The organism is Methylotuvimicrobium buryatense (assembly GCF_005931095.1).
GTDB classification, from domain to species: domain Bacteria; phylum Pseudomonadota; class Gammaproteobacteria; order Methylococcales; family Methylomonadaceae; genus Methylotuvimicrobium; species Methylotuvimicrobium buryatense.
In genome coordinates this window covers 3,802,798-3,815,211 of the sequence record NZ_CP035467.1, presented here as the reverse complement: position 1 = coordinate 3,815,211, position 12,414 = coordinate 3,802,798, and the positions used below count along the sequence as shown (strand labels likewise).

6 protein-coding genes are annotated in these 12,414 nt (G+C 52.6%); 2 read left to right on the top strand and 4 right to left on the bottom strand.

Annotated features, from left to right (window positions below):
* Positions 1-338 precede the first annotated feature (338 nt).
* Entirely contained in the window at positions 339-1,664 is a 1,326-nt protein-coding gene (locus EQU24_RS16985) for an IS110 family RNA-guided transposase (protein ID WP_017840197.1), read from the top strand.
* A gap of 220 nt (positions 1,665-1,884) precedes the next feature.
* Here the strand turns inward: EQU24_RS16985 and mltF are convergent, their stop codons facing one another.
* From mltF to EQU24_RS16965, 4 genes are read right to left on the bottom strand one after another with little or no spacing between them, the layout of a single operon-like run.
* Positions 1,885-3,249 (bottom strand): membrane-bound lytic murein transglycosylase MltF, encoded by a 1,365-nt coding sequence (gene mltF / locus EQU24_RS16980; protein WP_017842432.1) that lies wholly within the window; start codon positions 3,247-3,249, stop codon positions 1,885-1,887.
* Positions 3,250-3,270: 21 nt separating this feature from the next.
* The gene (locus tag EQU24_RS16975; protein WP_017842433.1) at positions 3,271-7,014 is read right to left on the bottom strand and encodes a translocation/assembly module TamB domain-containing protein; all 3,744 of its coding nucleotides are present in this window, start codon (positions 7,012-7,014) and stop codon (positions 3,271-3,273) included.
* A complete protein-coding gene (locus EQU24_RS16970; RefSeq protein ID WP_138767203.1) occupies positions 7,011-8,834 on the bottom strand; it encodes an autotransporter assembly complex protein TamA in 1,824 nt (607 codons plus the stop codon). The genes EQU24_RS16975 and EQU24_RS16970 overlap by 4 nt, the downstream gene beginning before the upstream one ends.
* Positions 8,835-8,878: 44 nt before the next feature.
* Entirely contained in the window at positions 8,879-9,280 is a 402-nt protein-coding gene (locus EQU24_RS16965; protein ID WP_017842435.1) for a hypothetical protein, read from the bottom strand.
* Positions 9,281-9,547: 267 nt separating this feature from the next.
* Between EQU24_RS16965 and EQU24_RS16960 the strand changes: the two genes are divergently transcribed.
* Complete coding sequence (locus tag EQU24_RS16960; RefSeq protein WP_017842436.1) at positions 9,548-11,641, top strand: TonB-dependent receptor; 2,094 nt, start codon at positions 9,548-9,550, stop codon at positions 11,639-11,641.
* Positions 11,642-12,414 lie beyond the last annotated feature (773 nt).

The following is a 12,414-nucleotide window of genomic DNA, read 5'->3' as shown; positions in this document are numbered from 1 at the left end:
CGGCCAAAATTTGAAGTGCGAAAAGTATAATCACGAAATCTTAAACCTAAAAAGAGCAGTTGAGAGCCTCAAACTACCGTTCGCCCTGAGCAAAGTAAGCGCCCTTCGGTCGCATGGCGTTAGCAAGAAACAGGGGAAGGCTACCGTTGAAAGTGTATTATATATGGACCTTACCAGCAAAGACCGAATAAGCACTGGTGCTAATTGCCCGTTGTCTGAGTGTGGTTTGGTGACGTCGGCGACTTTGGTGAGCTTTTGCATCCCGCTTGAGAGAATGAGCAAGACGATGTCCCCAGCTGGCAAGGCTATTTATGAACTTTCATCAGGAGTTTATGCCCATGGCTATGCGCGTCAGCAAAGTATTGAATATTCAGTATCCCAATGCGGCCGGTATTGATATTGGTAGCCGCAGCCACTTTGTGGCGGTTCCGGCGGATCGCGCGACAGAGTCGGTGCGGGAATTTGGTTGTTATACCGAAGATCTCAATGCGCTAGCCTTGTGGTTGCTGGACTGCGGCATTACGATAGCCGCGCTTGAATCAACAGGCGTCTATTGGATTCCGGTGTTCGAGGTTTTGGAAGCACATGGCATTCAGGTGATGTTGGTCAATGCGCGTAGCGTTAAAAATGTCTCGGGCCGTAAATCCGATGTCCTGGATTGTCAGTGGCTCCAGCAATTGATGAGTTTTGGTTTGCTCAGTTCGGCATTTCGCCCGCCTGCGGATGTTTGCGCGTTACGTGCCGTCTCGCGCCAGCGCGACACGTTGCTGCAAGACCAAGCGCGTTGCGTACAACGCATGCAAAAAGCGCTGACACAGATGAACCTGCAATTAACCAATGTCATCACGGATATCACTGGACAAACTGGACTGAACATCATACGAGCCATTGTCGCCGGGGAGCGAAATCCTATCGAACTGGCCAAACATCGAAATTACCGCATCAAGGCAAGTGAAGTTGAAATAGCCAAGAGCTTGGAAGGAACATGGAAAGCAGAGCATTTATTTTGCTTGTCGCAAGCCTTATCGCTTTATGACACCTATCGAGCCTTAATCGCTGAGGCAGACGCGAAGTTGGAGACCCTCATTGCTCCATTACGTCGTCAAGACGTGCAAACGGCCAAAGGCAAAACCAAGCGAGGCGGCAAGAATGCGCCCGGCTTTGATGTGCAGGAGGCTTTGAGGGAATGGGCAGGCGTTGATTTAACCCAGATTGGTGGTATTGATGTTTGCACGGCACTTAAAGTTTTGGTGGAGTTAGGTACGGACCTATCCAAGTTTAAAACGGCCAAGCATTTTTGTTCCTGGCTGGGATTATGCCCAGGGACCCGAATCTCAGGCGGCAAACGTCTTTCAGGCGCTAGCAAACGGATACCTAACCGGGTGGCGCGTGCGCTTAAGTTAGCGGCGCAAGGATTGCATCGCAGCCAATGCGGATTAGGCGCCTATTACCGAAAAACGGCGGCTCGCTTGGGTAAAGGAAAAGCTATCACCGCCACAGCGCATAAATTAGCCCGATTAATCTATGCCATGTTAACGAAGGGCACCGAGTATGTTCAGCAATCACAAGCTGAATATGAAGCGAAATTCCATGACCGTACCCTTAAGTATCTTCAACTAAAGGCGAAAACACTCGGATTTGACCTCGTGCCTCAAGCTGTTTGAAGGCCTATTTAATGATTTTATTTATCCTGTAACCTATTGATTAAGAATAACTAAATTAGCTGTTTCTTGAGAGCCCTTCGGTTACGCTCAGGAGAGCCATGTCAAAGGGTGAACGGTAGTTTGAGGCTTCACCAGGCCGGTGAACGTGTTGTAGACCCTTCATGCTTCGACTTTACTCAGCACGAACGGTCTACATCACATGCCAACTGCTCTTTTTAGGTTAAACCGACTCCGGTGTTTCCGTTTTACGGAGGAGGTCGTGATATAGCCGGATGCGGTCTATGTATTTAACCGAATCCTTGCCTGCTGCATAACCGTATTTCAGGTTTTTGAAATGGCGCCTTTCTGATAGCAGCGGTAGCACTTGTTTGATATCGGCCCAGACATTCGGGTTTTTGCCCATTTTTCTAGCCAGTTCGCGCGCGTCCAGCAAGTGTGCGATACCGATGTTGTAGGCAGCCATCGCGAACCAGATGCGGTCTTCTTCGGCGACTTCCTGAGGAATTCTTTTCAGCAATTGTTGCATGTATTTCGCGCCGCCGCGGATACTTTGCCTGGGATTGAGCCGGTCATTGACGCCCAGCGATTTGGCGGTGGTGTTGGTCAACATCATCAAGCCGCGTACGCCGGTCGGACTTTCCGCGTCGGGATTCCATTCCGATTCGCCGTAAGCCTGGGTTGCCAGTAGCGTCCACGGAATGTTGTAGTCGGCCGCGACTTGTTTGAAATAGGATTTGTATTTGGGCAGACGTTTTTTGACGCGTTGGAAAAAAACCGCCGCGTCATGGTAGTCGAAGAGCTCGGCGTAGCCGTAATAGCGTTCGTTGAGTGCTTTTAGCGTCGAGTCGCTTTGTATGCGTGCGAGCCAGTCTTCGATGTATACCCTGAGGCTCGAGGAATTGTGCGGCAATGCCCAGGCGAGCTTTTCCTCGGACAGCGTGTAGGCGTTGATTAGATTTGGATAATGCAGGCGGTTGACTGCAACGATGTTCGATTCGACGACCGTGCAATCGACCGCGCCGTTGCTGACTTGTTCGAGAACTTGCTCGGTCGATAGCGTCGAGGTGCTTTGCCATGACAGTTCGGGGTAGTGTTGTTGGATTTCGGACAGTTTTTCATCGCTACGGCTGTCGGCAATGACCAGTAGCGAATGATTCAGCAAGTCTTCGTTGGTTTTCGGCAGTTTGCTGCGTTTGTTGCAGACGACCTGCTGTTCGACCGTTTTGTAACTCGGCCCGTACTGGAAGTGTTTCGGGCTGAGTTCGCTTCGGGTCAATCCGGCCGCGGCGATATGGCCTTCGCCGGCCGCCAGCGCCGCCATGATCGCGGCGGTATTGTCGTAGACCTTGTATTCGACGTCGATATTCAGCGATTGTGCTAATTGCTGTGTCAATTCGTATTCAAAGCCTTGTTGCGTGGCGTCGTCGCCATGGTAATACGTCGTCGGCGCGTGGCGGGTCAAAACGATCAGCTTGCCTTTTTCGCGGATGTCTTCCCAGACGCTGACCGGCTTGCGGTTCAGGTCGGCATCGTGAACCGGCAGTTGGACGAATAGCGGGATGAACAAAGCATTTAACCTTCTCATAACGGTACCTTCAAGTAGTGATCAGTCCTTTTCCAGGCGGTATTTCAAGTCAAGCCTTTGCGATTCGCCGGCTCGGGTCTGTAGACTAAAATGTTGACTCAATTTTTGTTCCAAAATGACGGCATAGGTATTGGAAAACAGGCCTAACGAAAAACCCAGATATAAATCGGGATTAATGTATTTGCCGAGTCGCACTGCGGTGTCTTCGAGACGCTGGGCTTCCTCGACCTCGAACTGATCGAAGCCTAGCTGGTTGCTGAGCCATGAAAGTTCGCCTGCGCCGTAGTTGATTGCGGCCTTGGCTAGCATGTTGGCTTGCGATTCGCCGGTACGTTGCAAGGAACGGCCGGTCAGCAGATAGGCCAGCGCATCGGATTCCGGCATCGGCGGCCGGCTCGATACTTTGGTTTGCGGCGATTTGACCGGCCCGGTCACGGTCAATATTGCGGTTACATCTTCGCCGATGGCTTTACGCGTTGCTTCGATGTTTAGCCAAGGGTTGTCCACCGGCCCGTTGAATAAAAATTCGCCTCTGGTTATCGTCAAATCCTGTCCGTAAGCCTTGTATCTCGCATCTTGCATCGCAACTCGGCCTTGCATGCGTTGCGTGCCGGGCGAGGAAGTATAACGGAGGTTGCCGGTCAGCCGGGTATCCATGCCGTAGCCGGAGAAACGCACCTGTTCGCTCAACAAGATGCCGATATCGGTTTGTACGTTCAAGGCAGTCTCTACTTCCTCGACGATTTCCCGACCGATGATGATTTCATCGGCGCTGGGTGCAATCGCGGTTTCCGGTAGTTCGACTAGCTTCAATTCGGCGCTGTCGACGGTGACATCGCCGGTGACCTGAACAGATGCCTCACTTTGTTTAACCGTCAAGCGCGGCGATACGCTAATTTCCGCTTCGGGTAAGCGAGCTATTTCGAATTCGCTGCCGGTGATCGTCAGTTCAGCAGGAAAACCGGCTTCCGGATTCAGATCGAAGGTGCCGTCGAGATACAGCGATCCTTTGCCGGAATCGATGCGTCCGGACAAGGTCAACTGTTCGGGCTGTCCCGGCTGCCCCGATAATCTGAGGTTGATGTTGTGCGGATGAATGCCGATTTCAGGCACATCGAGTTCGGCATTGCTGAGTTGCAGCAGGCCGCTGAGTGCCGGTCGTTCGGTGTCGCCGGCGAGGGTCAGATCGGCCGTGATCCGGCCTTTGAGATTTTCGATATCCTGCACTAACTGATCTATCAGGCTTAAGTCGGCAATCGATGCTTGCAAGTTGCCTGTCAAAGACTGTGCGTTTGTTGCGGCGAGCGGTGCGGTTTTGACTTGCGCACTGATAAAGTCCCGGCCGGTCAATCCGATTCTCAACTCGGCATCGAGCCGCTCATCACCGTATTGCGCTTTCAGCCGAGTTTCGGACAAAGCAAAAATAAGGGGTTTCTCGCCGTCTCGGGAAAGTTGTAGCGATGCATTTACGACCGTGGCGTCGGCATCGGCCGTCAGGCGTTCGCCTCGTTTCAGGAAATTGGCGTTGGCATTGAGCGCACCGTCGAGGCTCAAGTTTTCGGGCAACCACGGTTTAACCATGGCCAAGTCGATATTGCGCAATTCGGCAGTGGCGTTCAGGCGGCGCTCGATTGAGCCGTCGGCGCTCAGGCAGATCGCCGCACCGGTCTGAACGAAGCAATTTTGCGGCAGGTTGACACCGATATCGTCGCCGGCGAAATCCAGCCGAATCGGCCAAGGTCGGTCGAGTCGCCATTGCTTTATTTGCGCTTGGTCGATGTCAAGACGTTCCAGCGTCGCAAGCCAGCGTTGATTTCGTAAACTGCCGTTGAGTACGGTATCGAGCTTGACGATTTCGGAACTCAATTTCGCGTCGAACCGGTGATCGTTTAACGATCCCGAGCCTTGCAGCGTTAATTCATCGATCGCTTGCCCGTCCAACTCTACGCCTTGCAAAACCAGGTCGAGTTGCGAACGTTGGCCCAAGGCTTCGGCATAGTCGAGATTCAGCGTCAACAGGCCGATACTGAAATCTTGGTAACTTAGTTTGTTGGCATTCAATTGAGCTTTGACGGCAGGGTCCAGGTAGTTGCCTCGTACGGTGCCGCTGCCTTTGATCGAGCCGGAAAGTCCCGGCCAAACGGCCGCGAGATTGGGTGCATCGATCGAAAAATCGAGATTGGAGCGGGTTTCGGCCAGAATGCCGTCGGCCGTAAGGCGATTCTCGGACGATTGCAGCAGCAGTTGGTCTATGGTAAGGCGTTGCTCGGCGAAAGCCAGTTTGCCATGACCTTGAATCGGGCTATCGAAAAGCGTGCCGTGCAGTTTTTCGATAGTGAGCGTGGCGGTCAATTGTTCTTCGGCAAAGCGTCCTGATGCAGCGGCTTGAAGATTCAATGAGCCGCTGATGTCGGGCGTAAAGTCGCCCGGATCGAGCTGTTGGGCATTCAGGTCCAGCGCGAAATCTATCGCGTCGCGCCACGAAACTTTGCCTTTCAGATCCAGCCGTCCTTGTTTCGGACGTAGAGACAGTTGATGTATATCGATCGCTTCGGTACTGCCTTGTCCATTGAAAAGCACGTCGAACGGCGGCAATTGTTCCATTGCCAGCTTGGCGGTCAGATCGATTCGGTAATCGTCCAAGGTTCCGCTCAAATCGAAACGGCCTTGGTCGGTTTCGACCTGGGGAGGGCCGGACAGCGGCCATTGAAGTTTTTTCCAGTCGCCGGTCAAATTTACGCTGATCGGTTCGTCGGCCCATATCACACGGCCCGCCAACGTAAGGCGGCCTTGCTTCGGCGCCAGTTCCAACCGTTCGAGCGTCAACGAATCGCTATCGGCATAGCCGGCCAATTGCAACGCAAACGATTCCTGCTCGGCCGACAGTTGTGCGGCCAGATCGATACGGTAATCGTCCGAGTTGCCGTCGATCGTGAACTCACCCTCCGGGCTCACAATATCGGCTTCGCCGTCCAGCGGCCATTGCAACCGTTGCCAGCGGCCGGAGACCGAAAAAACCGGCACACTTTCGGCCAAATTGAGCCGGGCTTCATGATAAAACTGAAAAGGGCCTTCGGCATGGCCCGTCAGCATGAGTTCCTTTAGCGTGCCCAGCACCGTCATTTCACCGTCAATCGCCGGCGTTTCCGGTAGTTTCAATTGCCAGGCCAATTGCGCCGATAACGGAAAATGCGGTTGAAGTTCGATTTCCGCGCGCCCGTAAACGGTTGCCTCCGGCATTTCCAGCGCGAGGCCGGTCAGGCGCAACGTATTATCGATCAAGGCGGCGCGCAGGCGAAAGCGGTCGATCGCAATGTCTTGCTCGCCGCTTCGGAAACGCGTCGCTTGCAAGTCGATATCATCGATTAGGATAGCCAAAGGAATGTTCGGCATCGAAAAAGGCTCGTCATCGTCGGACTCGGGCGCTTCGTCTGTTATCTCGACCGATAAGCCGTTCGCTGCAAGCCTGTCGATATGCAGCGTGCCGCTCAACAATGCCGAGGGCCTCCAGGCGAAAATGAAGGTGTCCAGCGTAACTCGTTCGGTTTCGCTAAGATAGACGAGTTTGTTCAGGGTCAGTTCGCTAAGCAGCGTACCGTCGATGCGCTCTACTTCGGCATCGAGTTCGGCGGCGCTGATCACAGTTTGTATCAGCCAACGGCTGCCCGGTTCGCTGCCGAGTATCGCCAGCAGTGCGATCGGCAGGCTCAAGAGCGTTCCGCTCAGCGTCAGCACGAGCGCTTTGAAAATAGCCTTTGCGTTCACAACTGTGGCCCTGCCGAGAAATGCACCTGAAACGACGAGCCTGATTCATGAAACGGCACCGCGAAATCGATCCGTATCGGTCCAACCGGCGATATCCAGCGAACGCCGAGTCCCGCGCCGATTTTTACGTCGATATCGCCGAAATCGTTATGCGCGTTACCGCCGTCGACAAAAGCCGCGACACCCCATTGATCGCCGATGAATTGTTCGTATTCGAGGCTCAACACGGATAGCATCTTGCCGCCGATCACATGTCCGGCCGCATTGGTCGGGCCGAGTTCCTTGTATTCATACCCTCGTATCGATTGCGTGCCACCGGCGTAATAACGGTAAGTCGTCGGTAAATCGTCGAAGTTGCTGACCAGGCTCGCGCCGACGTCGCCGCGCATGATGAAGCGCCCGGACCACGGCACGCCAGTAATCAAGCGCGCTCCAGCGCCGGCTTGTACGAAACTCAGCGTCGACACGACCGATTCGTGCGCGCCGGCCAGGGAAAAATTCAAATGGTAACCTTCGGTGGGTCGGATCGGCGAGTTGCTGCGCGTGTATTGCAGGCGAACGCCGGGTATCAATAGCAAGGCGCTGCTATCGACATCGACATCGGCAGATCGGAACGATTCGTAAACGAGATCCAGAAAGCCGATTTGTTGCCAGCCGCTCGGGGCTATGCGTTGACGCTGTGCCGATAGTTTGAACATATTCGAAGTGAATGTATCCGGTTCTTCATGCTTGAATCCCGCGCCGAAACTGAAAAAGTCGCTGGTCGGTTGTTGCAGCGGAATGTTGTAACGGCTTTCCGCGGTCGACAGCACCGGCGACAGGTCCAAGGCCGCGTTGAAAGTATGTCCGCGCCTATTTAGCCGCCGGTTGGTATAACCTAAGCTGAACAGCGGGCCGAAATTCGTGTCGTAACCGACGCCGACTTCGTAGCTGTGTTTCTTTTGAGGATAGAGCGCGATGTCGACCGGCACTTTTAAATCGATCGCGTCGTCGATACGAGGTCGGATTTCTATGGTTCTGAAATAGCCGCCCGCAGTTAGATTGTTGTAGGTGTCGGCCAGTTTTCGGCTCGAATAAGGCTCGTCTTCTTCAAATGGGATAAAGCGTTGGACGAAGTCCGGATTCAGGATGTCCTGATCGATCTTGACTTCACCGAAGAAGTAACGCTGTCCGGAAGCGAAGTCGAGAACGATTTTGGCGCTGTTGCGTTCGGTATCGACTCTGATCGCGCTTTCCAGAAAGCGGGCATCGAAATAGCCGCGTTCCTGGGCGAGCGATTGAAAACTGCTTTTGAACGATTCGTAGCGTCCATGGTGCAGAATGTTACCAGTTTTGATGGGGTTCCCTGCGAGCAATTGGTTATAAGCCGTATCAAATTCCGCTTCCCCCGAGACGCTTATGGCGAGTTCTTCGATGCGCACCGGCGGGCCTCGGGTGATTTTGAATTCGGCCTGCCAGCAGTCTTCATTGAAGCCGAGGTTTTTTTCGACGCGGGTGTGATAGTAGCCTAGCGCCCGCATCGCTTTGTCGATTTCGGTGTCGGCCTGCGCGAACAAGCGATTGATCCGCCATTGTGGAGCGTCACAAGCTTCTTTCGATAGGCTCAAGAAGGCGCGCACATTGGCTTTTTGCCCGCTGCTGACGCCTGAAATGACGATGTCCGGCGTATCGGGTTCGAAGACGTCGAACGGCAGCAGACGGCGCAGCATGGCTTGAAAACCGCTTTCGCTTTCAGGTGTCGTAGCGGCGATGCCGTTGCAAGAAACAAGCAACAATGCCGGGAGACAGAGACTTTTTCGGCACTTGAAGATGCTTATCATAACAGTGAAGGCCAAAAGTTTCGGCCCATGCTGTCAGGGATTTATTAATCTGACAACGGAAAGACTTCGATCGACTCGGCAGGTTGGGGCGCCGGGTAAGACGGATAAGCGCTTTCTTGCGGTCGACCGGTTTGGTAAAGCCTTTCGCCTTCTTCGAGTAGTTTTTTGCCTTGTTCGATCATATTTTGGCCATCTTTGACCTGAAGTTCGCCCTGGGCAATTATTTTCTTGCCTTCGTTAATTGTATCGCGGCCTTCGGCAATTCTTTTATTGCCGTCCTTGACTAGGCGGTTGCCTTCATTCCATTTAATGCCGGCTTCGATGAATGGGCCGCCTTGTTTAATCATCAGATCGCCTTTGCTCGGTGCGGGAGTGTTGCAACCGGTCAATTGGGTAGCGAATACCGAAAGTACCGGCAATAGGATCGATAATTTGGTTTTAGACATGACAAGACCTTATTAATTGGAAAAAACGAGCCGTTATTATAACGTAATTAAGGAATTGGCGGGTTTCAGGAGGGTGATTTATTCGAATGGGGAGGAGATGAAATCCTTCGAAAGCGATTTTGAGTTTGAGCTCAGATGGCAAAATAAAAATCTACTTGATGATCGTTACACTATAACGTATCTTATTGTTTTTTTTATGGATCTCTTTGCTGCTTTGCAGAGAAAATTACGAAATTGTCGCGATAAATTGCCGATCAGTCTGAACTCATGCGCAAATCACTCACATTATTGTTAGCTCCCTTCGCTTCGGTGGCTCATGCCTCCGATGTAAACAAAGCTTCGAAATCCATTATGTTGGATAAAATCGTCGTCAGCTCACCCTTGCCGCAATCGGCTTCCGATACCGCTTTGCCCGTGACTATTTTGAGCGGCGAAGAATTGCGTTTGAAAGCGGGCAGCACGATCGGTGATACCTTGAAGAATGAGCCGGGCATTCATAGTCAATCCTTCGGTCCCGGTGTCGGTCAGCCGGTCATTCGGGGTCAAACCGGATCGCGAGCGCAAGTTCTGCAAAACGGCTTGGGCAGTCTCGATGCGGCTTCGATAAGCCCTGATCACGCGAACAGCACCGAGGGCTTTTGGGCCGAACGTATCGAGGTATTGAAAGGCCCGGCTACGCTACTTTACGGCGGCGGCGCGATCGGCGGCGTGGTTAACGTAATCGACAACCGCATTCCGGATCGTGTTCCGGATAAAATGATCGAGGGCGCGGCCGAGCAGCGTTATAACTTCGTCAACGAAGGCAAGACCACGGCTTTCAAATTGGAAGGCGGCAAGGATTTCTTTGCGTGGCATCTGGACGGCATGTTCCGGGAAAGCATCGATATGCAGATACCCGGTTGGGCAGTCGACGAATCCGCCGAGGCCGAAAGCCATGAAGACCATGAAGATGAAGATTCTTTTAATAATCGGGGGCGTTTGTTGAATTCGAACACGCGAGCTCGTTCCGGTACCGTAGGCTTTTCCTTTGTCGGCGATCCCGGGTTTATCGGCTTTTCCATCAACCATCTCGACAATAATTATGGGGTGCCGCTGGGTGCTCATGCGCATCATGAGGACGAGGGAGACGAAGATGCTATGCCCGAACGCGTGCGTATCGATCTCAAACAAACCCGTTACGATATGAAAAGCGAGATCAAGGACCCTGTGTGGTTTGCCGACAGTTTGCGGATTCGGCTGGGTTATAACGATTACCAGCATACCGAATTGGAAAACGGCGAAAAAGGCACGGTCTATACCAACACCGGATTCGATAGCCGCCTTGAGTTGATTCAAAAACCTTGGTTACTGTTCGATCACGGCGTGGTCGGCGTGCAAACCAAAAATAGCGAATTCGAAGCAAAGGGCGATGAAGCGGTCGTGCCGCGTTCCGATATCGATTCGTTCGGATTTTTTACGGTTCAGGACATTCATGTAGGGCCGATGACCTATGAATTCGGCGCACGCGTCGAGCAACAATTCATCGATCCGGACGGCCAAAATCAAAGTACGCATACGCCGGTCAGCGGTTCGGCGTCGGCGCTCTGGCATTTTACCGATCAAGACTCGGTTCGGTTGTCGTTTACACATGCTCAGCGCGCGCCGGACGTACAGGAATTGTTTTCCAACGGCCCGCATTTGGCGACCAACAGTTACGATATCGGGAATGCAGGCCTTACGGTCGAGGCTGCGAATAATCTGGAATTGGGGCTGCATTTCGAGCGCGACTGGGTTCATGCCGACTTCAATCTTTATCATAACTGGGTCAACAATTACATCGCGCAAATCAGAACCGGCGAGTTTTTCGACGAAGATCATGGCGAAATCGAGGATGAATGCGATCATGATCACGAGTGTTTGCCGGTTTTCCGGGCGCAACAGCGCGATGCGATTTTGAAAGGTTTCGAAGCGCAAGTGACCTTTCCGTTGCTGGAAACGCGTTACGGACATTTGGACAGTCAGTTTTTCGGCGATTACGTGCGAGGACAATTTACCGACGGTAGCGATATTCCCCGAATGCCGCCTTTACGTTACGGCATGCAGCTTTCGTGGGAGCATACGGCTTGGGCCGCGAATGTGCGCATTACGCGCGCCGAAAGACAGGAAAACCCGGGTTACAACGAAACGGAGACGCCCAGTTATTGGTTGTTGAACAGTACAGCCAATTACCGAGTGGCTGCCGGAGACGAAACCGATGTTTTGCTATTCGTCAAAGCCAGTAACCTTCTGAATCAGGATATCCGTAATTCGGTGTCTTATTTGCGCAATATCGCACCTGAAGCCGGACGTGCCGTGGAGTTGGGTATTCGCGTCGCATTTTAGACGGTAAAGCCGTATTTGCTTCGAATTATGGTTCTAAACAAACTGCGCACTTTTTCTGCTTTCCCATCGTTCCAGCGTGGGAATGCATACCGATTCTTTTTCGGCAGCCAAAGCATGGATTCCCAAGGAGGACCACTCATCGTTATGCACAAATATCGGTAAACTTGCTAAACAGAGGTCATCGTATAACTGGAAACGGTGCTGTTTGATAAATCTGCGGATATTGAACATCAGTGACTTCGAAATCGCGACGAAGGCGTTGCTCCCACAAGGGGCCGGATGCTCTGTGGGAGCGATCCCCAGATCGCGATTTCGAAGTCGGGAACGTTGGGCGACAAAAAATGGTATCGAGGCCTTATTGCAGCAATTCCCAGTTTGAGCAGTTTCGCCGATTTTAGGGTGTGGGGTATGCCTGCCGAGGAACGCCGTAAACCCATCCATGGGGGCTTGGCGGCAGCTCCCTGCTGCCGACATCCTCGCCAAGCATACCCCACACCCTTTTTGATCTCCAAATTGGGAATTTCTGGCCTTATTGGCTAAGATTGCAAAACGGTAATTTTTGACTTATGTACAACGATGAGCGGAGGACCGTGGGAACCAGAAATAACCTTATCTAATTGACATTAAGCATTCTTGCGGTAAAAAATCCAGGATAGGTCGAAACAGTTGACCGAGTTCTATTCGTTTACGCTAGCCGGGTGGAAAAATGAGCCGGATTCGAAGTGTCGGATTATTTTGGTTTTCAATCGGGCTTTTTTGCTCGTCCCAGGCTT

Excerpts from the sequence above, each read along its gene's own strand:
- EQU24_RS16985 (WP_017840197.1), top strand. The coding sequence starts at position 339 with ATGGCTATGCGCGTCAGCAAAGTATTGAATATTCAGTATCCCAATGCG.
- mltF (WP_017842432.1), bottom strand. The coding sequence starts at position 3,249 with ATGAGAAGGTTAAATGCTTTGTTCATCCCGCTATTCGTCCAACTGCCG.
- EQU24_RS16970 (WP_138767203.1), bottom strand. The coding sequence starts at position 8,834 with ATGATAAGCATCTTCAAGTGCCGAAAAAGTCTCTGTCTCCCGGCATTG.
- EQU24_RS16965 (WP_017842435.1), bottom strand. The coding sequence starts at position 9,280 with ATGTCTAAAACCAAATTATCGATCCTATTGCCGGTACTTTCGGTATTC.
- EQU24_RS16960 (WP_017842436.1), top strand. The coding sequence starts at position 9,548 with ATGCGCAAATCACTCACATTATTGTTAGCTCCCTTCGCTTCGGTGGCT.